Annotated in this window: 23 protein-coding genes; 8 read left to right on the top strand and 15 right to left on the bottom strand. The window is 67.6% G+C overall.

Going from position 1 to position 22,017, the window contains the following annotated elements; genetic code table 11:
• Positions 1-109: 109 nt before the first annotated feature.
• The 6 genes from dksA to dapF form a co-directional block, all read right to left on the bottom strand.
• Positions 110-526, bottom strand: a complete 417-nt coding sequence (dksA, locus tag CFB40_RS16975; protein WP_006477498.1) for an RNA polymerase-binding protein DksA — start codon at positions 524-526, stop codon at positions 110-112.
• Positions 527-1,022: 496 nt separating this feature from the next.
• Positions 1,023-2,102: a CobW family GTP-binding protein gene (locus tag CFB40_RS16965; protein WP_089431838.1), complete on the bottom strand. Its 1,080-nt coding sequence runs from the start codon at positions 2,100-2,102 to the stop codon at positions 1,023-1,025.
• Positions 2,103-2,302: 200 nt separating this feature from the next.
• Positions 2,303-3,517 carry a class I SAM-dependent rRNA methyltransferase gene (locus CFB40_RS16960; protein WP_089426569.1) on the bottom strand — a complete coding sequence of 405 codons (1,215 nt, stop codon included), beginning with the start codon at positions 3,515-3,517 and terminating at the stop codon, positions 2,303-2,305.
• 76 nt (positions 3,518-3,593) lie between these two features.
• Complete coding sequence (gene xerC, locus CFB40_RS16955; RefSeq protein ID WP_089426568.1) at positions 3,594-4,514, bottom strand: tyrosine recombinase XerC; 921 nt, start codon at positions 4,512-4,514, stop codon at positions 3,594-3,596.
• Positions 4,515-4,528: 14 nt separating this feature from the next.
• A complete protein-coding gene (locus tag CFB40_RS16950) occupies positions 4,529-5,257 on the bottom strand; it encodes a DUF484 family protein (RefSeq protein ID WP_089426567.1) in 729 nt (242 codons plus the stop codon).
• A 37-nt stretch (positions 5,258-5,294) separates the two neighbouring features.
• Complete coding sequence (dapF, locus tag CFB40_RS16945; RefSeq protein WP_089426566.1) at positions 5,295-6,164, bottom strand: diaminopimelate epimerase; 870 nt, start codon at positions 6,162-6,164, stop codon at positions 5,295-5,297.
• A gap of 382 nt (positions 6,165-6,546) precedes the next feature.
• Between dapF and CFB40_RS16940 the strand changes: the two genes are divergently transcribed.
• Entirely contained in the window at positions 6,547-6,825 is a 279-nt protein-coding gene (locus CFB40_RS16940; protein WP_089431837.1) for a type II toxin-antitoxin system RelE/ParE family toxin, read from the top strand.
• Positions 6,826-6,838: 13 nt separating this feature from the next.
• Positions 6,839-7,141, top strand: coding sequence for a HigA family addiction module antitoxin (locus CFB40_RS16935; protein ID WP_046544200.1), 303 nt, complete (start codon positions 6,839-6,841; stop codon positions 7,139-7,141).
• Between the two features lie 19 nt (positions 7,142-7,160).
• On the opposite strand, the gene lpxL is transcribed toward CFB40_RS16935, so the two are convergent.
• A complete protein-coding gene (lpxL, locus tag CFB40_RS16930; protein ID WP_089426564.1) occupies positions 7,161-8,045 on the bottom strand; it encodes a lauroyl acyltransferase LpxL in 885 nt (294 codons plus the stop codon).
• 265 nt (positions 8,046-8,310) lie between these two features.
• On the opposite strand from lpxL, the gene metK reads away from it, so the two are divergent.
• The gene (metK, locus tag CFB40_RS16925) at positions 8,311-9,498 is read left to right on the top strand and encodes a methionine adenosyltransferase (protein ID WP_006482984.1); all 1,188 of its coding nucleotides are present in this window, start codon (positions 8,311-8,313) and stop codon (positions 9,496-9,498) included.
• A 136-nt stretch (positions 9,499-9,634) separates the two neighbouring features.
• Here the strand turns inward: metK and CFB40_RS16920 are convergent, their stop codons facing one another.
• Positions 9,635-9,976 carry a hypothetical protein gene (locus tag CFB40_RS16920; RefSeq protein WP_089426563.1) on the bottom strand — a complete coding sequence of 114 codons (342 nt, stop codon included), beginning with the start codon at positions 9,974-9,976 and terminating at the stop codon, positions 9,635-9,637.
• 352 nt (positions 9,977-10,328) lie between these two features.
• On the opposite strand from CFB40_RS16920, the gene CFB40_RS16915 reads away from it, so the two are divergent.
• Complete coding sequence (locus CFB40_RS16915; protein ID WP_089431836.1) at positions 10,329-11,102, top strand: phytanoyl-CoA dioxygenase family protein; 774 nt, start codon at positions 10,329-10,331, stop codon at positions 11,100-11,102.
• A 148-nt stretch (positions 11,103-11,250) separates the two neighbouring features.
• Here the strand turns inward: CFB40_RS16915 and CFB40_RS16910 are convergent, their stop codons facing one another.
• A complete protein-coding gene (locus CFB40_RS16910) occupies positions 11,251-11,457 on the bottom strand; it encodes a DUF3185 family protein (protein ID WP_011353528.1) in 207 nt (68 codons plus the stop codon).
• Between the two features lie 193 nt (positions 11,458-11,650).
• Between CFB40_RS16910 and mgrA the strand changes: the two genes are divergently transcribed.
• Positions 11,651-12,694, top strand: a complete 1,044-nt coding sequence (gene mgrA / locus CFB40_RS16905) for an L-glyceraldehyde 3-phosphate reductase (RefSeq protein ID WP_089426561.1) — start codon at positions 11,651-11,653, stop codon at positions 12,692-12,694.
• Between the two features lie 110 nt (positions 12,695-12,804).
• Here the strand turns inward: mgrA and CFB40_RS16900 are convergent, their stop codons facing one another.
• Positions 12,805-12,990 (bottom strand): hypothetical protein, encoded by a 186-nt coding sequence (locus CFB40_RS16900; RefSeq protein WP_011353526.1) that lies wholly within the window; start codon positions 12,988-12,990, stop codon positions 12,805-12,807.
• 302 nt (positions 12,991-13,292) lie between these two features.
• Positions 13,293-14,174 carry a DMT family transporter gene (locus CFB40_RS16895; RefSeq protein WP_089431902.1) on the bottom strand — a complete coding sequence of 294 codons (882 nt, stop codon included), beginning with the start codon at positions 14,172-14,174 and terminating at the stop codon, positions 13,293-13,295.
• A gap of 794 nt (positions 14,175-14,968) precedes the next feature.
• On the opposite strand from CFB40_RS16895, the gene CFB40_RS16885 reads away from it, so the two are divergent.
• Both CFB40_RS16885 and CFB40_RS16880 read left to right on the top strand, forming a co-directional pair.
• Positions 14,969-15,181, top strand: coding sequence for a hypothetical protein (locus tag CFB40_RS16885; protein WP_011353523.1), 213 nt, complete (start codon positions 14,969-14,971; stop codon positions 15,179-15,181).
• A gap of 58 nt (positions 15,182-15,239) precedes the next feature.
• Positions 15,240-16,262, top strand: a complete 1,023-nt coding sequence (locus CFB40_RS16880; protein WP_373452679.1) for a serine/threonine protein kinase — start codon at positions 15,240-15,242, stop codon at positions 16,260-16,262.
• Between the two features lie 79 nt (positions 16,263-16,341).
• Here CFB40_RS16880 and CFB40_RS16875 read toward each other — a convergent pair whose 3' ends face one another.
• Together CFB40_RS16875 and CFB40_RS38025 are read right to left on the bottom strand one after the other, a co-directional pair.
• The gene (locus tag CFB40_RS16875) at positions 16,342-17,784 is read right to left on the bottom strand and encodes a coniferyl aldehyde dehydrogenase (RefSeq protein ID WP_089431835.1); all 1,443 of its coding nucleotides are present in this window, start codon (positions 17,782-17,784) and stop codon (positions 16,342-16,344) included.
• Between the two features lie 39 nt (positions 17,785-17,823).
• On the bottom strand, positions 17,824-18,288 hold the full coding sequence (locus CFB40_RS38025) for a hypothetical protein (RefSeq protein ID WP_143329853.1): 465 nt from the start codon (positions 18,286-18,288) through the stop codon (positions 17,824-17,826).
• A 217-nt stretch (positions 18,289-18,505) separates the two neighbouring features.
• Here CFB40_RS38025 and CFB40_RS16860 point away from each other — a divergent pair, with 217 nt between their 5' ends.
• A complete protein-coding gene (locus CFB40_RS16860) occupies positions 18,506-20,146 on the top strand; it encodes a GMC family oxidoreductase (RefSeq protein WP_089431834.1) in 1,641 nt (546 codons plus the stop codon).
• Between the two features lie 27 nt (positions 20,147-20,173).
• Here the strand turns inward: CFB40_RS16860 and CFB40_RS16855 are convergent, their stop codons facing one another.
• Positions 20,174-21,523: a flagellar hook-length control protein FliK gene (locus CFB40_RS16855; RefSeq protein ID WP_089431833.1), complete on the bottom strand. Its 1,350-nt coding sequence runs from the start codon at positions 21,521-21,523 to the stop codon at positions 20,174-20,176.
• Positions 21,524-21,554: 31 nt separating this feature from the next.
• Positions 21,555-22,013, bottom strand: coding sequence for a flagellar export protein FliJ (fliJ, locus tag CFB40_RS16850; RefSeq protein ID WP_039353905.1), 459 nt, complete (start codon positions 22,011-22,013; stop codon positions 21,555-21,557).
• Positions 22,014-22,017: the final 4 nt, after the last annotated feature.

The following is a 22,017-nucleotide window of genomic DNA, read 5'->3' as shown; positions in this document are numbered from 1 at the left end:
GCAAATCGGCGGCCGGCGGCCGGCGGGGAACCGGTGCCGGAAAAACAAAAAGCGCGCGGCAGGCCGCGCGCTTTCGGGAAGCAGCGTGTCTGAGCGGAACGCCGCTCGATCAGTCGCCGAACAGCTTCTGGCGCAGCTCACGGCGCTCTTGCGCTTCGAGCGACAGCGTGGCGGTCGGACGCGCGAGCAGGCGCGGAATGCCGATCGGCTCGCCGGTTTCCTCGCACCAGCCGTAATCGCCGGAATCGATGCGGGCGAGCGACTGCTGAACCTTCTTGAGGAGCTTGCGTTCGCGATCGCGCGTACGCAGTTCGAGCGCGTGCTCTTCCTCGATCGTCGCGCGATCGGCGGGATCGGGCACGATCACCGTCTCGCGCAGGTTCTCGGTCGTCTGGCCTGCATTCTTGAGGATGTCCGCCTGCAACTGTTCGAGCCGATTTTTGAAGAAGGCGAGCTGATCCTCATTCATGTAATCCTTGTCGCTCATCTTCAGGATTTCGGCTTCGGTCAAGAGTTTCTTCGTCATCTGCTTGCTTCTTCAATGTGCGGCAAATCGATAGATATTGCCTGCACTTTGGGATTACCCGCAACCGCCCTTGCAATCATTTGCGATTTGCCGCCGCGGGGCCGAAAGCCTCTGGAAAACCGGTTCTCAAATACCAGGATAGGCCTGGCGCGGAGTTGCGCGCGCTGCGAACCGGTGTGCTGCGCGGCACATCGCATCGGCCGCGGCCGGGAGGCGGATTGGCGATCCGGCGCGGTTGCGATGCCCGGAAAACTGGTTCAGCAAGAACCGGGCCTGTTTGTTGCCGTACTCCAGCGGGCACGTATTGTAACTGAATCGCAAGCGGGCGCCGTATCGGGTCGATCCCCGTCGGCTGCGCCAATATCTAGAAAATATAACGCGCAAATCGCGAAAAAGCGATGACGGCGAAACCCTGCCCGAAAAGGGCGCCCCGCGGCCGCCGCAGCCGCCTGCGAGGCGGCCTCGCGGCGGCGTGTGCGGCGGTTGCCCGCGCGCGTCAGGCGAGGCAGGCGTCGAGGCCGTCGGTGATCAGGTCCTGCGGCAGGTCGACGCCGATGAACACCATCTTGTTGGTCTTCTTCTCGACCGGCAGCCACTTCGACGCGAGGTCGCTGCCCATCATCTGGTGCACGCCCTGGAACACGACCTTGCGGTCGACGCCCTTCATGTACAGCACGCCCTTGTAGCGCAGCATCCGCTCGCCGTAGATCTGCAGGATGCCGCCGAGGAAGTCTTCCAGCTTGTTCGGGTCGAACGGACGGTCGTTGCGGTACACGAACGACTTGATCTTGTCGTCGTGGTGCGCGTGGTGGTGATGGTGGTGGCCGTGGTCGTGATCGTGCGCGCATTGACCGTGATCGTGGTCGCAACTGGCGTGATCGTGATCATGGTCGTGATCGTGGTGGTGGTGCGCGTGATCGTCTTCGGCGAGGAAGTCGGGGTCGATCTCGAGCTTCGCGTTCAGGTTGAAGCCGCGCAGGTCGAAGATTTCCTTGATGTCCGCTTCGCCGAAGTTCACGACCTTGATCGCGGCCTTCGGGTTCATGTGCATCAGGCGATGCTTGAGGCCGGCCACCGTCTGGTCGTCGACCAGGTCCGACTTCGTGATGAACAGGCGATCGGCGAAACCGACCTGGCGCTGCACGACTTCGTGCTCGTCGAGCTGCGCGTTCGCGTGCTTCGCGTCGACCAGCGTGATGACCGCGTCGAGCAGGAAATCGTCGGCGATCTCGCTGTCGATGAAGAAGGTTTGCGCGACCGGGCCCGGGTTCGCGAGGCCGGTGGTTTCGATCACGATGCGGTCGAAGTCGAGCTTGCCTTCGCGCTTCTTCGCGGCGAGCTCGCCGAGCGTGCGCGCGAGGTCGCCGCGGATCGTGCAGCAGATGCAGCCGTTGCTCATCTGGATGATCTGCTCGTTCGAATCCTGGATGAGGATTTCGTTGTCGATGTTCTCTTCGCCGAACTCGTTCTCGATCACGGCGATCTTCATGCCGTGCTGTTCGTTCAGGATGCGCTTGAGCAGCGTCGTCTTGCCGCTGCCGAGGAAGCCGGTGAGGATGGTGACGGGAGTGGCCATGTCAATCGCCTGTGGTTCGTGAATCGGGGTCAAAACCAGGATGTGCGTCGCGCCCGGGGCTTTGCCAGCCGGGGCGCACAACCATCCATTGAAACATACCTGTCAAGCCCTCGCCCGTCGTCCGAACGACAGGCGGGAGCGCGGATCCGCCGGGCGCACGCGCGCGGCCGGCGGACGGTTACGCGCGTAGATCGGGGCGATCAGACGATTTGCAACAGCAGGCCCTTCAGATATTCGCCTTCCGGGAAGGCGGCGAGCAGCGGGTGATCGACGCCCGCGCCGAGCCGCTTCAGGATGCGCGCGTCGACCTTCGCGTCGGCGGCCGCACCCGCGACGATCTTCTGGAACAGGTCCATGTCGATCGCGCCCGAGCACGAGTACGTGAACAGCAGGCCGCCCGGACGCAGCAGCTTGAAGCCGCTCAGGTTGATGTCCTTGTATGCGCGCGCCGCGCGATCGACGCTGTCGCGCGTCGGCGCGAACTTCGGCGGATCGAGCACGATCAGGTCGAAACGCTCGCCTTCGTCGACGAGGCGGCGCAGCGTCTTGAAGGCGTCGGCGTCGAGCCAGGTCGCGCGTTCGGCGTCGAAGCCGTTGGCGACGACGTTCTGCTGCGCGAGCGCGAGCGCATCGCCCGACGAGTCGATCGATACGACACGCTTCGCGCCGCCCTTGAGCGCGGCGAGCGAGAAGCCGCCCGTGTAGCAGAAGCAGTTCAGCACGTCGCGATCGGCCGCGTACTGCGCCACCAGCGCGCGGTTGTCGCGCTGGTCGACGTAGAAGCCCGTCTTGTGGCCGTTCGGTACGTCGACGTGATAGCGCACGCCGTTTTCGGTCGAGATCAGCGTCGCGGGCGGCGCATCGCCGGCCAGCACGCCGGTCGTCTGTTCGAGCCCTTCCTTGTCGCGGATCGATACGTCCGAGCGCTCGTACACGTTCGGGCAGTCCGTCGCGCCGACGAGCGCCTTCACGATCGCGTCCTTCCACGCCTCGACGCCCGCGGCCATGAACTGGCAGACGAGCTGGCCGCGCGGCGCGGCGCCGGCTTCGGCGGTGTCCGCGACGTAATAGTCGACGATCAGCCCCGGCAGCCCGTCGGCTTCGCCGAACACGAGCCGCACCGCACCCGTGCCCGACACCATCGTCGTGCGGTGCGCGACCGCGCGCTGCACGCGGCGCTTGAAGAACGCGTGGTCGATCGGCTCGTTCTCGTCGAAGCTCCACACGCGCACGCGGATCTGCGATTGCGGGCTGTACGCGCCGCGCGCGAGGAAGCGGCCGTCGTGCGCGCGCACGATCACGGTCGCGCCGGGCGCGGGCTTGCCGTCGACGCGGTCGATCGCATTGGCGTAGATCCACGGATGGCGGCGCAGCAGCGATTTTTCCTTGGACGGCTTGAGGGTGACGGTTTGCATGATGAGATCGAAATGGGCCGTGCGCGAAGCCGGCCGTGGCCGGTCGCCGCGCGCGGCGGGTAACACGGGACGCGCGTCAGTCGCGCTTCTTCGCGCGCGGGTGCGCGCTGTCGTAAATCTTCGCGAGATGCTGGAAGTCGAGCGACGTGTAGACCTGCGTCGCGGAGACGCTCGCGTGGCCGAGCAGCTCCTGCACCGCGCGCAGGTCGCCGCTCGACTGCAGCACGTGCGTGGCGAACGAATGGCGCAGCACGTGCGGATGAACGTTGGCGGGGATGCCCGCGGTGAGTGCCGCGCGCTTCACGCGCTCGCGCACGACGCCCGGCGACATCCGGTTGCCGCGCACGGACACGAACAGCGGATGCGGATCGTGCTTCACGAATTCGCCGCGCACCGCGAGCCATGCATTCAGCGCATCGATCGCCTTGCGGCCGACCGGCACCTTGCGCTCCTTGTTGCCCTTGCCGCGCACGGTGACTTCGGCTTCGGCGAGGTCGAGCCAGCCGGTCGAGCGGTAGCCGTCGGCCTGCGTGTACATCACGTCGAGACCGATCAGCTCGGCAAGGCGCAGCCCCGACGAATAGAACAGCTCGAGAATCGCGTGATCGCGGATGCCTTCGGTCGTGTTGGCGAGCGGCGCGTCCATCAGCGCCGATGCATCGTCGACCGACAGCGCCTTCGGCAAGGTCTTCGCGCGTTTCGGTGCGCGCACCGCGGCGACCGGGTTCGCGGGCATCTCGACGCGCTGCGCGAGCCAGCGGTAGAACGCGCGCCACGCGGACAGCCGGTGCGAGATCGACCGGGCGGACAGCCCGCCCGAATGTGCGCGCGCGACTGCGCCGCGCATGTCGGCGGCCGTCAGCGCGTCGAGCGGCCGGCCGTTCGCGAGCTTCTTCAGCTCGTCGAGTTCGTGCGTGTAGCCGCGCAGCGTGTGTTCCGACAGCTGCCTGACGTGCTTCAGGTTCGACAGGTAGGCGGCGATCGGATCGTCTGTCATCGCGTGCGGCAGGATCAGTGCGGCAGCAGGCGCGTGAGCGCGGCGCTCGCGAGCGTCGCGATCTGCGCGAGGAAGTCGGTGGCCATCCCGTCGTGGAAGCGGCGCGGGTCGGGCGAGCCGAGCACGAGCAGGCCGAACGCGGGCGCATCGTTGCCGGCGAGCGGCGCACGCAGCGCGAGCAGCGCGACCGATGCGGCCGAGCCGTCGCCGGCGGAAGACGCGGCTTCCGCGCCTTCCGCCGCATTCGCGGCCGGGGCGGCGACCGCGGGCGCGAGCCACTGCGCGGCCTCGAAGCCCGTGTTCGCCCCGCAGTACGGCGTCGACAGCCCGTTCGTGAACAGGCGCACTTCCTCGCCGACCTGGCGCGCGAAGTCGGCTTGCGAGTAGGTGTCGGCGACATCCCACACGCGCAGCGCCGTCTGCGGCACGTCGAAGACTTCGGCGATGCCGTCGGCGATCGTGCGCGGCAGCGCGTACGGATCGCGTTCCGCGATCACGCGTGCGGTCCAGCGGCTGAACTTCGCGGACAGGCTGTCGTTCTCGTGGCCGTAGCGCACGAGTTCGGCGAGCCGGCGCTCGAGATGCTTGTTCTTGTCGCGCAGCATCTCCATCTGCCGCTCCTGCAGCGAGATCGCGGCCTTGCCGTGCGGGTTCGCGAGGCGGATCGTCGCGAGCAGCTCGGCGTGCTGCGCGAAGAATTCGGGATTGGCGAGCAGGTAGTCGGCGACTTCGCGATCGTTCATGTGGCGGGAGCGTTCAGTTATCAAGGACGTTGCAGGGTCAGGCGGGCAGGTCGATCTCGCCTTCGAACACGGTCGTGGCGGGCCCGGCCATCATCAGCGCGGCGGCTTCGTCGCGCGCGCCGTCCCAGCTGATCGTCAGCGTGCCGCCGTGCGTGTGCACGGTCACCGGCGAATCGAGCAGGCCGCGCCGGATGCCGGCCGCGACCGCCGCGCACGCGCCGGTGCCGCACGCGAGCGTCTCGCCCGCCGCGCGTTCGTACACGCGCAGCTTCACTTCGCTGCGCGACACGATCTGCATGAAGCCGGCGTTCACGCGCTCCGGGAAGCGCGCGTGGTGCTCGATCAGCGGGCCTTCTTCGAGCACCGGATACGCTTCGGCATCGTCGACGACCTGCACCGCGTGCGGGTTGCCCATCGTGACCGTCGAGATCCAGCGCGTCGCACCGCCGACGTCGAGCGGCCACAGCGTGTCGCGCCCCTCGGTGCGGCCGTCGAGGCCCGCTGCGTCGAACGGCACCTGCGCCGGCGTGAACACGGGCGCACCCATGTCGACGACGACTTCGCCGTTGTCCTGCATCGTCAGCGTGATCAGGCCCTTCATCACCTGCACGCGCACGCTGCGCTTGTCGGTCAGGCCGCGGTCGCTGACGAACTTCACGAAGCAGCGCGCACCGTTGCCGCAGTGTTCGACTTCGCCGCCGTCGCAATTGAAGATCCGGTACTTGAAATCGACGCCGTCGACGGTCGGTTTCTCGACGAGCAGCAGCTGGTCGGCGCCGATGCCGAAGTGGCGGTTGGCGAGCGCACGCACCTGCGCTTCGGTGAGCGGCGGCAACGCGCGCGAATAGCCGTCGAGCACGACGAAGTCGTTGCCCGCGCCGTGCATCTTGGTGAACGAGAGTTTCACTGGGTCCGGATTTCCATGGCGAACAAGCGGTCAGCGCGGCGCGCGCGACGCCGCGCCATGCCGGGCGGCCTCGTTCGTCGTGCTGATCTCAACCGCAAATGATACATGCAGCCGACAGGGGCGTCCTGCGCGGGCGGGGGCGGGTGGGGGCGAAATGGGGCGCATCTGTCGATCGGTCGACTGGTCGCGTGTGCGATAGACGGGCAGATTGATGCGGTGTGACGGGCCTGTCGTGGTGCCAGCAGGGTTTGGCGAAAACACGGGATGGCGTGGACGCGTACTTTCGTACAGGTCAAATTGACAAGGCAATCAAGCGATTCGTATAGTGTGGCTATACGCATGGGCCATGCTGTCGGCATCGCGACTCGAACGTGGGAGATCCATGATCAAGTCGTGGCAGCACAAGGGGCTGGAAGCGTTTTTCACGAGCGGGAACAAGGCCGGCATCCGGCCCGACCATGCGCCAAGGTTACGACGCCAGCTTGCACGTCTCGACGTCGCGAGCCGGCCGCTCGACATGAACGTGCCGGGCTGGCGGTTTCACGGCCTTGCCCGTGGACTGGACGGCCATTTCGCGGTGAGCGTGAGCAGCAACTGGCGTCTGACGTTCAGTTTCGACGGCGCCGATGCCGTCCTGGTCGATTACCAGGACTACCACTGAGGTGATTCAAGCGATGACTCGCATCTTCAATCCGCCGCATCCGGGCGAAGCGCTGCGCGACGACGTGCTGCCGGCATTCGGCCTGACCGTCACCGAGGCCGCGGCGCAACTCGGCGTCACGCGTGCGGCGTTGTCGCGCATTCTGCATGGTCATGCGGGGATCTCGCCGGAAATGGCGTTGCGCATCGAGGCGTGGCTTGGCGAGGAGAACGGCGGTCGCGCGGATCTGTGGCTCGCCCAGCAATCCGCTTACGACTTGTGGCAGGCGCGCGCGAAAGGCGTGCCCAAGATAGCGAGAGCGCGGGCACGCACGTGAACGCGCCCGCGAGCATGGCTCAGTACAGGCTCGGCTCGCCGTTCGGGCGCGTCTTGAAGCGCTTGTGGACCCAATAGTATTGCTCGGGCAGCAGCGGAATCTGTTCCTCGAGGAATGCATTCATCCGCCGCGCGTCGAGATCGTCGTCGCCGGTCGGGTAGTGATCCCACGGCTTGAATACCTTCAGACGGTAGCCCTTGTAGTTCGGCAGCACCTCGCCGATGAACGGCACGACCTGCGCGCGGCCCGTCTTCGCGAGCCGGCCGACCGCCGTCAGCGTGCACGCGGGCACGCCGAAGAACGGCACGAACGTCGAATTGCGCAGCCCGTAGTCCATGTCGGCGCCGAGCATCACCGGCTTGCGGTCGCGCAGCCAGCGCAGCACGACGCGCGCGCTGTCCGCGCGGCCGACCATCTCGGCGTCGAAACGCCCGCGCGCCTTCTTCGCCTCTTCCTCGAGCACCGCGTTCGAGAACGGCTGGTAGAGCGACCCGCAGCGGCGATGCAGCGAACGGTTCAGCCAGATCGAGCCGGCCTCGATGCCGACGAAATGCAGGCCGAGGAACAGCGTCGGCGGCAGGTCCGGATCGTCGAGGTCGACCGCGCTGTCGACCTGGATCAGCTTCGCGAGCTTTTTCTCCGAGCCGAACCACTGCACGCTGCGTTCGACGTAGCTGCGGATCGCATGGCGGAAATGCTGCCCGGCAATTTCCTCGCGGCGTTCGTCGCTCCAGTCAGGGAAGCAGAGTTTCAGATTGGTGTGTACGATGCGCTTTCGCCGGCTGGGGATCTTGTAGAGCAGCCAGCCGAGACCATCGCCGAACCGTGCGGTCAGGCCGTACGGCAACAGGGCGAGCAGTTTCAGCAAGCCAATGGCGAGGTGCGTGGCTAGACGACCTAGCATGCGAAACCTCCGTGGGACCGGCTGGCCGGCGCTTTGCAAACAGGGTGGTGAGACAGCGGAAGATGCAGCACGGGCGGCGCTCTGTGACAATTCAGGAAAGCCGCTATAATACGGGCTTCGCCGAGTTAACTGACAACTTGCGGGGCGAAGCCGGTTAGCGTGACACGCGCTGCCCGGTCCTGGTAATCCGCTAAAGCGTCGCCGCTTCAGGCCCAACGAAGCTGGCTACGTGAAACCAACCGTAACCACACAGGAGCCTGAAAAAGTGGCAAACGATTATCTCTTCACGTCCGAATCCGTCTCTGAAGGCCATCCGGACAAAGTCGCGGACCAAATCTCGGACGCGATCCTCGATGCCATCCTCGAGCAGGACAAGTATTCCCGCGTAGCGGCGGAAACGCTGTGCAACACGGGTCTCGTCGTGCTGGCCGGTGAAATCACCACGACGGCCAACATCGACTACATCCAGATCGCGCGCGACACGATCAAGCGCATCGGCTACGACAACACCGACTACGGCATCGACTACAAGGGTTGCGCGGTGCTCGTCGCGTACGACAAGCAGTCGCCGGACATCGCCCAGGGCGTCGATCGCGCACACGACGACAACCTCGACCAGGGCGCGGGCGACCAGGGTCTGATGTTCGGTTACGCGTGCGATGAAACGCCGGAACTGATGCCGCTGCCGATCTACCTGTCGCACCGCCTCGTCGAGCGCCAGGCCAGCCTGCGCCGCGACGGCCGCCTGCAATGGCTGCGCCCGGACGCGAAGTCGCAGGTGACGGTCCGCTACGTCGACGGCAAGCCCGATTCGATCGACACCGTCGTGCTGTCGACGCAGCACGCACCGGACATCGAGCTGCCGGCGCTGCGCGAAGCCGTGATCGAGGAAATCATCAAGCCGACGCTGCCGGCCGACCTGATCAAGGGCGACATCAAGTTCCTGGTGAACCCGACCGGCCGATTCGTGATCGGTGGCCCGCAGGGCGACTGCGGCCTGACCGGCCGCAAGATCATCGTCGACACGTACGGCGGTGCCGCCCCGCACGGCGGTGGCGCGTTCTCGGGCAAGGATCCGTCGAAGGTCGACCGTTCGGCTGCATACGCAGGCCGCTACGTCGCGAAGAACATCGTCGCCGCCGGCCTCGCGTCGCGCGCGCTGATCCAGGTGTCGTACGCGATCGGCGTGGCCGAGCCGACCTCGGTGATGGTCAACACGTTCGGCACGGGCCGCGTGTCGGATGCGGTGATCACGAAGCTCGTGCGCGAGCATTTCGACCTGCGTCCGAAGGGCATCATCAAGATGCTCGACCTGCTGCGCCCGATCTACGAGAAGACCGCGGCTTACGGTCACTTCGGCCGCGAAGAGCCGGAATTCTCGTGGGAAGCGACCGACAAGGCGCTCGCGCTGGCCGAAGCGGCCGGCGTCGAGCCGACGGCACGCGTCGCGTAAGCGTCGTTCGCCTCAAATGAAAAACCCCGGCATTGCCGGGGTTTTTTTATGCGTTCCGATCGCCGCGGCGATCGGGCAACGGCGCGGGCAGCGGCGCGACGGCGATCGTCGCGCGGCGGTGCCCGCCGGCGTGTGCTCAGCGTGCGCCGAACCCGAACCAGCCGTTGCTGGCCGCGAGGCGGCGCGGGCGGTTGACGCGGCGCTGCGGGCCGAGCGTGCGGCGCAGCGCGAGCGCGCGCAGCGACGACGGCTTCTGCAGCAGCGAGCGCAGGCCGGCACGGCGCGAGAACGCTTGCGTGCTCATCATCGAGAAAAATGCGTGGAACCACGCACGGATGCCGTCCAGCCGGCTATGGGCGGGCGTGCGCTCGGCCAGCGCCTGCGTGCGTGCGCGGTGATGGCGCAGCGAGCGGGCAGGAGCGGGCGGCACGACGCGCTTCGCAGCGCGGCTGAGACGGGAAGTCAGACGGAATGGCATGTGAACGATGCTTCGCTTGTATGGATGGCGCCCTTGGGAGCGCACTGGTATGAACGGCCTCGGATTGCGCAACGGATCTTACCGAAGCCCGCTGCGCGCCGCGCCCGCCAGAATTGACAGGCCGCGACAGGCTACAGGGGATTCATGACGGGCAAAAGTCGCGATAAACCCTTGTGCCACAAGGCGTGTGCCGCATACCGCCTGTCGCTGAGGCCGGCGCCGCGCCGCACAGTTCCCTTGAGCCGGATCAAATTCGCGATTGGCATGCCCCTGCGCACGACAATGGTGCTGTTCGCGGCATCCGGCGCCGATTTACAATCGTCACATTCACACAATAAGCGTCTGGCATCCCATGTCGTCTCCATTGCAGTCGGAATCGATCCGCGCGCAAGTCGCGGAATTGCGCGAGCGCGGCTTCGTCGTCGCGCGTGGCCTCGTCAGCGACGAGCAGTGCGCGGCGCTCAGGCAGGTCGCGGAGCGCCAGTTGCGGGAGGCGGCCGAGCCGATCGAGTTCGAGGCGGACCTGCGCTATCCGGGCGCGCCCGAGTCCAAGCATGCGCCGGGCGGGCATACGGTGCGGCGGCTGCTCGACGCGTACTCGCGTGATCCGGCCTTCGCCGAGCGCGCGATCGCACCCGAAATCGGCGCGTGGATGCGCGAGTATTTCGGCGAAGAACCGGTGCTGTCGCGCGCGCATCACAACTGCATGATGACCAAGCATCCCGCGTACGGCAGCCTGACCGGCTGGCATCGCGATTTCCGCTACTGGTCGTTCGAGCGTCCGGACATGGTGTCGGTGTGGCTCGCGCTCGGGCCGGAAACGAACGAGAACGGCGCCCTGTGGCTCGTACCGGGGTCGCATACGGCCGAATTCGGGCCCGAGGCGTTCGACGATGCGAAGTTCTTCCGCAGCGACCTGCCGGAGAACCGGAAGATGATCGATGCGGCCACGTGCCCGTCGCTGCAGACGGGCGACGTCGTGTTCTTCCACAGCAACACGCTGCATTCGGCCGGGCAGAACCGTTCCGACCAGGTGAAGTTCTCGCTCGTGTACACGTATCACGGCGCGAGCAACCGGCCGGTGCCCGGCACGCGCTCGGCAGCGAAATCGGAAGTGCCGTTCTAGGCGCGCAGCGGGCGGCCTTCAAGGCCGCGGTGATGACGCGATGCAGCGCATCGCGGATGCATGGAACAACGGGCGGCCTGGCCGCCCGTTGCGTTTGGCGCGGCCCGAGCGTATGACGGGGCCGTGCGTGCATCGCGCGGCTGCGCGCTCAGCGCTTGCCGCCCGGCATCGCGAGGCCGATCAGGCCGATGAACGATGCGACGGCGCCGCCCACGATCAGCAGGATCGTCTTCGTCGCGGGCGAACCGGTGAAGAAGCGCGACACGTTGTCGTTGATCGAATGGAACGACTGGCCGCCGAAATACAGCAGCACGACGCCGCCGACGAGCAGCGCAACCGAGATGACCCGGGACATACCAACCTCGCAGAAACGGTGATTCGAGACGCCGCAGTGTAGGCGACGGCCGCGGCCGCGTCCATCGTCGCGCCGGCGAGCGCGTTCCGGCCGCTTTCGCTACCATAGTCGTCGTATGACTCCTTCGCCGCCGCCGCGCCGCAAGCGCGGCCGGCGCGCGTCCCTTCTCCCGATGTCCTGACGGAACCGACTCATGGCCTACGAAGCAGCTTCCGAACGTTATGCCGACATGCAATACCGCACCTGCGGCAAATCCGGGCTCAAACTGCCCGCGCTGTCGCTCGGCCTGTGGCACAACTTCGGCGACTCGACGCCGATCTCGACGCAGCGCGACATCCTGCGCACCGCGTTCGACCTCGGCATCAACCACTTCGACCTCGCGAACAACTACGGGCCGCCGTACGGCAGCGCGGAAACCAACTTCGGCCGGTTGCTGAAGGAAGATTTCCGGCCGTATCGCGACGAGTTGCTGATCTCGACGAAGGCCGGCTGGGACATGTGGCCGGGGCCGTACGGCAGCGGCGGCGGCTCGCGCAAGTACGTGCTCGCGAGCCTCGACCAGAGCCTGCAGCGGATGGGGCTCGACTACGTCGACATCTTCTATTCGCACCGCTTCGACGCGCACACGCCGCTCGAGGAAACGGCGGGCGCGCTCGCATCCGCCGTGCAGCAGGGCAAGGCGCTCTACATCGGCATTTCGTCGTACTCGGCGGCGAAGACGCGCGAGATGGCCGGGCTGCTCGCGCAGTACAAGGTGCCGCTGCTGATCCACCAGCCGTCGTACAACCTGCTGAATCGCTGGGTCGAAACCGAACTGCTCGGCACGCTCGACGAGATCGGCACGGGCAGCATTGCGTTCACGCCGCTCGCGCAGGGGCTGCTCACGTCGAAGTACCTGAACGGCGTGCCGGCCGACGCGCGCGTTAACAAGCCGGGCGGCGGCTCGCTGAAGCAGGATCACCTGAGCGCGGACAACCTCGACCATGTGCGCAAGCTCAACGCGATCGCCGAACGGCGCGGGCAGAGCCTCGCGCAGATGGCGCTCGCCTGGGTATTGCGCAACGGCCGCGTGACGTCCGCGCTGATCGGCGCGAGCCGCGCGGAGCAGGTGCGTGAAAACGTCGGCGCATTGAAGAACCTCGAATTCTCGGCGGAAGAGCTCGCGGAGATCGATCGTTACGCGACGGAAGGCGGCATCAATCTGTGGGAAAAGCCGTCCACCGATCAGGCGATCTGACCGGGAGTCGATACGGCATGCGAAACATCGCCTGCCGTATCAATGGCTTGTGCGCAGCCCATCGCATCGCTGCAGTGCAGCGATGCACGTCACGCACGGATGGTGCGCCGCTAGATCAGCGCAGGCAGGCCTTCGACGAGCAATACCGCGACGCCGACGCCGAGAATGACACCCAGCACGCGCAGCAGGTTATGGCGGAATTCAGTTGCGCACGGCACCGCGCCGAGAAATAGCGCTCCGGCCAGCGCCATCGGAATCAACAGGATGAAGTCGCCGATCGTGAAGTAGGTCGTCATGCGTGTCTCCAAGGTCGACCGGAGCGGGCGCGTGCACGCTTGCTCCGGCCCCATGCCGGGTGTTTCTAGTATGGTTCCGGCCCGATTGCGAGCGGGGCGGTCAACTCGAGTATAGGCAACCGGCAGCGCTTTTCGCTATCCGAACCATTAAAAATCAGCGGAAAGCCCCGTGAATCGCGCACTTTTCCCGCAAGTTAGACGAACGCCTTGCGCGTATCTTTCTCGCGCCTTTCGATTTTTGCGGATTCGTCGTATGTGTCCGATGCGTGCCGCCGCCCCCGCGGGCGCGGCGGCACGCCCGCTCATGCGCGGTCGGGTTGCACGCGGGCGGCCGGCGCGCGGAACACGAGCGCGAGCCCCGCGATGATCGCGCCCATGCCGGCGAGCGCGAGCGGCTCGGGCCGGTTGCCGAGCCACGCGGCATCCATCAGCGTGGTGACGACGGGCACGAGATAGAACAGGCTCGTCACGTTGACGAGATCGCCGCGCTGCATCAACCGGTAGAACAGCAGTTGCGCGATCACCGAAATCACGATGCCGAGCCACAGCAGCGGGATCACGAAGGCCCAGCTCAGGTCGAACGACACCGGCCGGAACGGCACGATCGCCACGCACAGCGCGAGGCCGATCGCATTCTGCAGCGGCAGCACGTCGGCGGGCGCCGCACGTACGCGCTTTTGCAGCAACGAGCCGGCGGTCAGCGCGACGAGCGCGGTGAGCGCGCACGCGATGCCCGCGAGTGACAGGCCGCCGTCTCCTGTGCCGCGGAACACGACGAGCGCGAGACCGGCCAGCGACAGCGCGAGCCCCGCGATGCGCACGGGCTGCCAGCGCCGCTCGACGATCGCGAGCGTGAGGATCGGCTGTACGCCGAGGATCGTCGCGAGCACGCCCGGCGCGATCCCGCGTTCGAGCGCGAGCAGGTAGAAGATCGAATAGCCGCCCATCATCAGCAAGCCGCTCAGCGCGGCCATGCGCCGTTCGCCGCGCGGCGGCAGCCAGCGCTTGCGCAGGAGGGCCGGCCCGAGCAGCACGAGCGATGCCAGTGCGAAACGTGCGGTGAGAAAGACGAACGCGGAGGCGTGACGTAGCCCGAGTTCAGCGAAGATCGCGCCGCTGCTCCACAGCAGCACGAAGAGCGACGTTGCGCCGTGCGCGGCGAGCGCGCGTTTGAACGAAACCATGTGAATCCACCTGTCGAACGGATCGGAATGTTCCATCCGCGCGCGCAGCAACACGCCGTACGTCACGACGCACGAATGCGGGCCTGCGGGCGAATGGAAGACGAAACGAAAAGCCGGCTGGTCAGCCGGCGCGTGCCGCCGGAGGGGGCGGCGCGGCGCCGACGAGCGGCGGTGCGACAGGAGGAGGAAGGACCGACGGATGCGCGCACGCCTGCGGCCGCGAGTCGAACTGCGGCCGGGATTTTGCGAGGGCGGACGTGAGCGGATGCATCGTGTCGGAATGCGCTTGAACGCGAATGAGCATCAAAGGTACCGCAAGGCCTGCATCGGATGCAACACAAGTCGGTGGCGCATCGCATGGCGAAGGTCGGAGGGCGATGCGCAAGCAACCGTTGCTGTGCGGGCTGCGTTCGAGGCAGGGGGAAGGTGATGACGGCGTCGCGTGATTCGGCAATCGCAGTCGCGCGAAATTGCCGGGTGACCCGATACCGGATTCACGGTGCACCCGGCGCGTCCGCCACGTACGCGCCGCGGTGATGCCGGGGATTCGGCGGCCAGTCACATTCGACAGGGTATGATGGGGGTAACCGGGCGGGCAAGCGTCTACCCCGGCGCAGTGGTTGATTGGAGACATTCGACGAATTCGCGGCACTTCGCCTGCTTCTTCTTCTTTTCGTGCTTCGATAAACCGTGAACAATGGGATTACGCGCAACGCTCCGACGAGAGCGCGCGGATCGTGCATTTGCCGGCCCCCAGCGGGCCGGGTTTCAAGATTCAAGAGTGGGGAACCATCATGCATGTCGGGTCGATTGTCTGCACTACCCATATCGCGGTGCCGAAGGGCGCGCGCGGCATCGTCCAGCGCGTCCTGGGCGACATGGCCATGGTGACCTGGTACGCGGGCGTACCGGGCGAGTCCAAGGAACTCAACACCGAGCCGTTCTTTCTCGAGGACCTGATCGACACCGGCGAATCCGTGCTGCCGGCCGGCGCGGCGCTTCACTAAGCGCCACCATCGCACCGGGCGCTCGTCTTTCAGCCCGGCTGGCGGCACAATGCGGGGCATGAAAGACGTCACTTCCGCTCCCGCTTCTCCCGCCGGCCCGCCGTTCGCCGGACTCACGCCCGAGTGCGTGCTCGACGCGCTCGACAGCGTGCTGATACCGGCCGGCCTGCGCACCGACGGGCGCCTGCTCGCGCTCAACAGCTACGAAAACCGCGTCTATCAGGTCGGTATCGAAGACGGGCCGCCGGTCGTCGCGAAGTTCTACCGTCCGGCACGCTGGTCGGACGAAGCGATCCTCGAAGAGCACGCGTTCGTCGCCGAACTCGCCGCGCGCGAGATTCCGGCGGTGCCCGCGCGTACCTTCGACGGCCGCACGCTGCATGCGTTCGACGGCTTCCGCTTCTCGATCTTCGAGCGGCGCGGCGGCCGCGCGCCCGATCTCGATCGCAGTGACACGCTCGAATGGCTCGGCCGCTTCATCGGCCGGATCCATGCGGTCGGCGCGACGCAGCCGTATGTCGCGCGCCCCGTGCTCGACATCAGGACGTTCGGCTATGAGCCGCGCGACTACCTGCTCGCGCACGATTTCATTCCGGACGATGTGCGGCCCGCATACGAGACGGCCGTGAACCTCGCGCTCGAAGGCGTCGAGGCCGCGTTCGGGCGGGCGGGCGAGATCCGCCTGCTGCGCACGCACGGCGACTGTCATCCGAGCAACGTGCTGTGGACCGATGCCGGCCCGCACTTCGTCGACTTCGACGACAGCCGGATGGCGCCCGCGATCCAGGATCTGTGGCTGCTGCTGCCGGGCGATCGCGAAGGCGCGTCGCGCGCGCTGGCGGACCTGCTGGCCGGCTACGAGGATTTCTGCGAATTCGAGCCGCGCGAACTGCATCTCGTCGAAGCGCTGCGCACGCTGCGGTTGATCCACTACGCCGCATGGCTCGCGCGGCGCTGGGACGATCCCGCGTTTCCGGCCGCGTTCCCGTGGTTCAACACGCATCGTTACTGGGAAGCGCGCGTGCTCGAGTTGCGCGAGCAGATCGGCGCGATGCAGGAAGGGCCGCTCTGGCCCGTGTGACGGCGCGCGCGGCACCGTCGCCGCGCGGCATGCATGTGCGGGCCGCGGCGCGCTGCGCGCGGCCCGTTTCCCGTTTCGCCTAGAACCTCAACATCAGCTTGATCAGCGCGGCGAAGCGCTTGCCGTACGGCGGCGCGAGCAGGTTGCGCGTGTTCAGGCGCGCCTGCGTGAGCACCGGCTTCATCTTCGAGAACGTCACGAAGCCGTCGTAGCCGTGATAGGCGCCCATGCCGCTCGCCCCGACACCACCGAACGGCAAACTGCCGCACGCGATGTGCATCAGCGTTTCGTTGATCGACACGCCGCCCGAGATCGTTTCGCGCATCATGCGGTCGATCGTGCCGCCGTCCTCGTCGAACAGGTAGAGCGCGAGCGGACGCGGGCGTGCATTCACGTAGGCGATCGCTTCGTCGAGCCGTTCGTACGGCACGAGCGGCAGCAGCGGCCCGAAGATTTCCTCCTGCATCAGTTGCGACGCGGCCGGCACCTGCGTGACCGCGCACGGCACGAAGCGGCGCGATGCGGGATCGGACTGCGCGTCGGACAGCGGATGCAGTTGCGCGCCGGCCGCCTGCGCGTCGCTCGCGAGCTGCTGCAGCCGCGCGTAGTGGCGCGGCGACACGATCGTCGTGTAGTCGCCGTTGGCCGACAGGTCCGGATACAGCTTCGCGAACCGGGCGCGTGCGCGCTCGATGAACGCGGCTTCCATGCCGCGCGGCAGCAGCACGTAGTCGGGCGCGATGCAGGTCTGGCCCGCGTTCAGCGTCTTGCCCGCGACGATCGCGTCGACCGCTGCATCGAAGCGCGCGTTCGGGCCGACGATCGCCGGCGACTTGCCGCCGAGTTCGAGCGTGACGGGCGTGAGGTTGTCGGCGGCTGCGCGCATCACGTGGCGGCCGACGTGCGTCGAGCCGGTGAACAGCAGGTGATCGAACGGCAGCCCGCTGAACGCGGCGCCCACTTCCGCATCGCCGTTCACGACCGCGACGTGGTCGCGCGTGAAGGTCTTGGCAATGAGCTGCTCGAACAGCGCCGACGTGCGCGGCGTCAGTTCGGACATCTTGATGATCGCGCGGTTGCCGGCCGCAAGCGCGCAGATCAGCGGGCCGGCAGCGAGCAGCACCGGGTAGTTCCACGGCACGACGATGCCGACCACGCCGAGCGGCTGCGGCATCACCTTCGCGCGCGCCGGGCGCAGCCACTTGTTCATCGGCTTGCGCATCGGCTTCATCCAGCGCTTGCCGTGCTTGAGCGCGTCGTCGATCTCTTCCTTCGCCATCCAGATTTCCGACAGCAGCACTTCCTGCTTCGCGCGATGACCGAAATCGGCGCTGATCGCTTCGGCGAGGGCATCCGCATGGTCGATCAGCATCGTGCGCAGCGCGCGCAGGTGCTGCACGCGCGTTTCCCATGCCGGATACGGCGCGCGCAGGTAGGCCGCGCGCTGGTCGCGCAGCAGCGCCGTCAGCGCATCGACCGACGGCAGGGCTTGCGGGGCCAGTTCGGGCAAGTCGTTCTTCATGTCGTCTCCTCCAGTTGGGCCAGGCGGGTCGGCCGGCCGTCACGCCGCATGCGCACGCTCGGCGAGCGCGGCGACGCGGATCGGGGTGGTGCGGGTCGCGCGGCACGGGGCCGGATGCGACGTGTGCTCGAAAACCGGTTGAAGCGTGCAGCGGGCGTCGCATCCGCGCGACGGTGTGTGCATCCGGAAACTGCTTTGTGGCACATGCATGTGCGGCGCGATGTGACTGCCGACAGGCACGCGTCGCTGCGCCGTGAGCGCCTGCCGGCGCACCGAAGCGGGGCAGCGCGACAGGTCAGTCGAATCGTGCCGCAGTGCACCGTGCCGCTGCGGCGGCAAACCATCCAAACGGTCGGCGACGACACGTGCCGTTCGATTTCGACCGACTGCGCGCATGACGTTAAGCATCCCCGCGCGGGCAGCCGTTTGAAATGAAATACGGGCTGCGCGCATCGCATCCGGATCACCCGGTCGCCACGCGGCCTGCAGAACCTGGCGCTGCATCGTCGTCACTCCCGTTGCGCGACGGATCGGCTTCTCGTGGCCGGCGCGTCGCACCAAGCGAATCGATACATCTTAAATTTAGTTCACGCGAGCGTTTAGAGGAATCGCTCTTGAATCGGCGCGCCGCGCGCGCGACGGCCATTCCTACAATGCCCGAACATTACAAGAGGGGACGCGGTCGCGTGGCGGCCATTCCATGACACGACGGAGACGTGACATGCAATACGACTACATCATCGTCGGCGGCGGTTCGGGCGGGTCGAGCCTGGCAGGCCGTCTCGCCGATGCCTGCCCCGACGCGACGATCGCGCTGATCGAGGCCGGCTCGCATACGGAGCGCAACCTGCTCGTCAACATGCCCGTCGGCATCGCGGCGCTGGTGCCGTTCAAGCTCGGCACGAACTACGGCTACGAGACGGTGCCGCAGCCGGGCCTCGGCGGGCGGCGCGGCTACCAGCCGCGCGGGCGCGGGATGGGTGGCTCGAGCGCGATCAACGCGATGATCTACACGCGCGGCCACCCGGGCGACTACGACGAATGGGCGCAGCTCGGCGCGACCGGCTGGGGCTGGCAGGACGTGCTGCCGTATTTCCGCCGCGCGGAAGGCAACGCGCGCGGCGCCGATGCGTGGCACGGCGCGGACGGCCCGCTCACGGTGTCGGATCTGCGCTTTCGCAATCCGTTCTCCGAACGATTCATCCAGGCCGCGCACGCGGCCGGCTATCCGCTGAACGACGACTTCAACGGCGCGACGCAGGAAGGCGTCGGCTTCTACCAGGTCACGCACCGCGACGGCTCGCGCTGCAGCGTCGCCCGCGCGTATATCTACGGCCGCAACCGGCCGAACCTGCATGTGATCACCGATGCGACGGTGCTGCGCGTCACGTTCGACGGCAAGCGCGCGGCCGGCGTCGCGCTCGCGCGCAACGGGCGTGTCGAGACGCTCGACGCGCGTGCGGAAGTAATCGTGTCGGCCGGCGCGTTCAATTCGCCGCAACTGCTGATGTGCTCGGGGATCGGCCCGGCGGAGCAGCTGCGCCGGCACGGGATCGCGGTCGTGCAGGATGCGCCGGACGTCGGCACGAACCTGATCGACCATATCGATTTCATCATCAATACGCGCGTGAATTCATCGGAACTGGTCGGCGTGTGCCTGCGCGGGATCGCGAAGATGACGCCCGCGCTCGCGCGCTATTTCTCGAGCCGCACCGGGATGATGACGAGCAACGTCGCGGAGGCCGGCGGCTTCATCAAGAGCGATCCGTCGCTCGAGCGTCCCGACCTGCAACTGCACTTCTGCACGGCGCTCGTGGACGACCACAACCGCAAGATGCACTGGGGCTTCGGCTATTCGCTGCACGTGTGCGCACTGCGGCCGTTCAGCCGCGGCACGGTGGCGCTCGCGAGCGGCGATGCGCGCGACGCACCGTTGATCGATCCGCGCTTCTTCAGCGATGCGCGCGATCTCGACCTGCTCGTGCGCGGCACGCAGGCGATGCGCAGGATCCTGTCGCAGGCGCCGCTCGCGTCGCAGGGCGGGCGCGAGCTGTACACGCGGGCCGACCAGAGCGAAGCGGAACTGCGCAAGACGATCGTCGAGCATGCCGACACGATCTACCACCCGGTCGGCACCTGCCGGATGGGCTCGGACGCGCGCGCGGTCGTCGATCCGCAACTGCGGGTGCGCGGCGTCGACGGGTTGCGCGTGGTGGATGCGTCGGTGATGCCGACGCTGGTCGGCGGGAATACGAATGCGCCGTCGGTGATGATCGGCGAACGCGCGGCGGATTTCATCGTCGCCACGCGCAAGGGCGCGGCGCCGCGCGGCGAGGCAGCCGCGGCGGTGCACGGCCGCTGAGCGGCGCGCGCACGGCGGCGGCCATGCTCAGGCAAACGTATCGACGAGGCCGGCGCGGCTCACGCTCGCGGCGGCCGGTGCGGATTGCGCAGCGCCGACCGGTGCATCGCCGGCTGACGATCCGCCGCTGCCGCGCCGCGACGGCTGGCCGCCGGCGAAGGTCTGCTGCTGGTTTTGCTGTTGCGAGGCGAAGCCGCCGTCGCTGACGGTCGCGCTGCCGAGCCCGAGCCCGCCCGCTTCCATCGCCTCGCGCAGCTTCGGCAGCGCGGCTTCGACCGCTTCGCGCACCTGCGCGTGCTGCGACACGAACAGCGCGTGCGCGTTGTTGTCCGCGACGCGCAGCACGACCTGCAGCGGCCCGAGATCGGCCGGATTGAGCGTCAGTTCGGCGCTCTGCTGGTGTGCATTCGACAGGAACACGACCTTCTGGCTCAGCGCGTCCGTCCAGTCCGGCGTGCTGATGTGCGGCGCGAGCACGTGCGCGTTCGCGGCGGCGATCGCCCCCGCGGCCGGCGACAGCTGCAGGTTCGCCTGGGCCGCGGCCGCCGCCGTGGCGCCGGCCGCGAGTGTCGCGCTGGCGGCCGGGTCCGCCGCGTCGCTGGCTGCCGCGAGCGCGTGCTGCTCGCCCGACTGCGCGTTCGCGTTGGCCTGCAGCGCCTGCGCGGTCGCTTGCACCGGCGCTTGCTGGGTGGCGAGCGCGCCCTTCGCGTCGGCGAGCGTGCGGTCGAAGGTCGGCACCTTCGGTGTCAATGGCGCGGCGGTGCCGGTCGCCGCGGTCGAGGCGGGGGCGGACGCCGTCGTACCGGCTGCGGGCATCGCGATCGCGCCCGCGCCGCCCGTCAGCTTGGCGAGGGCCTCCTGCAGCACGTCGCGGCTCGTCGCCGGTGCGGCCTGGGTGGCCGCGGTAACGTCCTTGGCCGAGTGATCCGCCAGCGTGGCCGTGGCATCGGGTTGGCCGGACACGGCCGTCTTTTGCGCAGCGGCCGCGGCGGCAGCCGCATCGGCCGGCATCGCGTTGTCCGTGCGCGCCTGCAGTTGCGCCTGCACGGCCGCAGCCGCCGCGAGCGCGGCGGCGTCGGGGTTGGTGGCGGCGTTCGTGGTCGTATCGTCGGTCGTGTCGTCGTCTTCGGCGGCGGACGGCTTCGTGCCGGCGCCCGGCTTCGACGAAGCCTGTTGCGTCGACGCATCCGGCACGCCGGCATTCGACGCATCGCGACGCGTGGTAACACTTTGCTTCAGCGTCTGCGCGAACGGCACGGCGGTCGTCGCGGTCGCGGCATCGGTGCCGGCGGCGCTGGACGAACCCGCGCCGCGGGCGGCCTTGAGTGCGGTGCCGGCGGTGTCGAGCAGCGCGCCGAGCAGGGGCAGGGGAGGCATGTCGGTTCTCTCGTTCGAATGCGGTGGTCGGTTACGACGAACGGGCCGCGTCGGCCCGCATGCGCAGGATCTTCGCGGCGTGTTCGTCGGCGTCGCGCTGTTCGCGCCGGGCGTCGCGCTTCGCTTCCTGCGCGACGCCGCGCGCCTGCAGGATTTCGAACGAGCCGACGGTGCGTTTCTTGTTTTGCCAGTTCGGGCGGGCTTCGTCGATACGGACTTCGGCCGCGGCCAGCACGCTGCGCTGCTGCGCGATCGCGGCGTCGAGCGTATCGATGAACGCCTGGAAATTGCGCCAGTTGCCGGCCGGCATCCCGTGCTGCGCGGATTGCGAGAAGCGCGCGTGGTATTCGTCGCGGTAGCGCAGCAGCGCGTCGAGCTGCTCGGCGGCCGCGGTGCGGTCGCGCTGCGCGGTGCCGAGCTGCTTCGTGGCGGAGTCGAGATCTTCCTGCGCGCGGTCGAGCAGCAACTGAAGGGGAAAGCCGTGTGCCATCGGG

This window comes from Burkholderia sp. AU31652 (assembly GCF_002223155.1).
Taxonomy (GTDB): domain Bacteria; phylum Pseudomonadota; class Gammaproteobacteria; order Burkholderiales; family Burkholderiaceae; genus Burkholderia.
The sequence above is the reverse complement of the archived record's forward strand: the minus strand, read 5'-3'. Positions and strand labels throughout refer to the sequence as shown.

What these genes read in the sequence shown, in the direction of transcription:
- CFB40_RS16920 (WP_089426563.1), bottom strand. Translation starts at nt 9,976, where the DNA reads ATGCCATTCCGTCTGACTTCCCGTCTCAGCCGCGCTGCGAAGCGCGTC.
- CFB40_RS16935 (WP_046544200.1), top strand. Translation starts at nt 6,839, where the DNA reads ATGACTCGCATCTTCAATCCGCCGCATCCGGGCGAAGCGCTGCGCGAC.
- fliJ (WP_039353905.1), bottom strand. Translation starts at nt 22,013, where the DNA reads ATGGCACACGGCTTTCCCCTTCAGTTGCTGCTCGACCGCGCGCAGGAA.
- lpxL (WP_089426564.1), bottom strand. Translation starts at nt 8,045, where the DNA reads ATGCTAGGTCGTCTAGCCACGCACCTCGCCATTGGCTTGCTGAAACTG.
- CFB40_RS16965 (WP_089431838.1), bottom strand. Translation starts at nt 2,102, where the DNA reads ATGGCCACTCCCGTCACCATCCTCACCGGCTTCCTCGGCAGCGGCAAG.
- CFB40_RS16960 (WP_089426569.1), bottom strand. Translation starts at nt 3,517, where the DNA reads ATGCAAACCGTCACCCTCAAGCCGTCCAAGGAAAAATCGCTGCTGCGC.
- CFB40_RS16880 (WP_373452679.1), top strand. Translation starts at nt 15,240, where the DNA reads ATGAAAGACGTCACTTCCGCTCCCGCTTCTCCCGCCGGCCCGCCGTTC.
- CFB40_RS16940 (WP_089431837.1), top strand. Translation starts at nt 6,547, where the DNA reads ATGATCAAGTCGTGGCAGCACAAGGGGCTGGAAGCGTTTTTCACGAGC.
- CFB40_RS16910 (WP_011353528.1), bottom strand. Translation starts at nt 11,457, where the DNA reads ATGTCCCGGGTCATCTCGGTTGCGCTGCTCGTCGGCGGCGTCGTGCTG.
- CFB40_RS16895 (WP_089431902.1), bottom strand. Translation starts at nt 14,174, where the DNA reads ATGGTTTCGTTCAAACGCGCGCTCGCCGCGCACGGCGCAACGTCGCTC.
- CFB40_RS16950 (WP_089426567.1), bottom strand. Translation starts at nt 5,257, where the DNA reads ATGAACGATCGCGAAGTCGCCGACTACCTGCTCGCCAATCCCGAATTC.
- CFB40_RS16860 (WP_089431834.1), top strand. Translation starts at nt 18,506, where the DNA reads ATGCAATACGACTACATCATCGTCGGCGGCGGTTCGGGCGGGTCGAGC.
- CFB40_RS16885 (WP_011353523.1), top strand. Translation starts at nt 14,969, where the DNA reads ATGCATGTCGGGTCGATTGTCTGCACTACCCATATCGCGGTGCCGAAG.
- CFB40_RS38025 (WP_143329853.1), bottom strand. Translation starts at nt 18,288, where the DNA reads ATGCAGCGCCAGGTTCTGCAGGCCGCGTGGCGACCGGGTGATCCGGAT.
- dksA (WP_006477498.1), bottom strand. Translation starts at nt 526, where the DNA reads ATGACGAAGAAACTCTTGACCGAAGCCGAAATCCTGAAGATGAGCGAC.
- CFB40_RS16915 (WP_089431836.1), top strand. Translation starts at nt 10,329, where the DNA reads ATGTCGTCTCCATTGCAGTCGGAATCGATCCGCGCGCAAGTCGCGGAA.
- mgrA (WP_089426561.1), top strand. Translation starts at nt 11,651, where the DNA reads ATGGCCTACGAAGCAGCTTCCGAACGTTATGCCGACATGCAATACCGC.
- CFB40_RS16855 (WP_089431833.1), bottom strand. Translation starts at nt 21,523, where the DNA reads ATGCCTCCCCTGCCCCTGCTCGGCGCGCTGCTCGACACCGCCGGCACC.
- CFB40_RS16875 (WP_089431835.1), bottom strand. Translation starts at nt 17,784, where the DNA reads ATGAAGAACGACTTGCCCGAACTGGCCCCGCAAGCCCTGCCGTCGGTC.
- xerC (WP_089426568.1), bottom strand. Translation starts at nt 4,514, where the DNA reads ATGACAGACGATCCGATCGCCGCCTACCTGTCGAACCTGAAGCACGTC.
- CFB40_RS16900 (WP_011353526.1), bottom strand. Translation starts at nt 12,990, where the DNA reads ATGACGACCTACTTCACGATCGGCGACTTCATCCTGTTGATTCCGATG.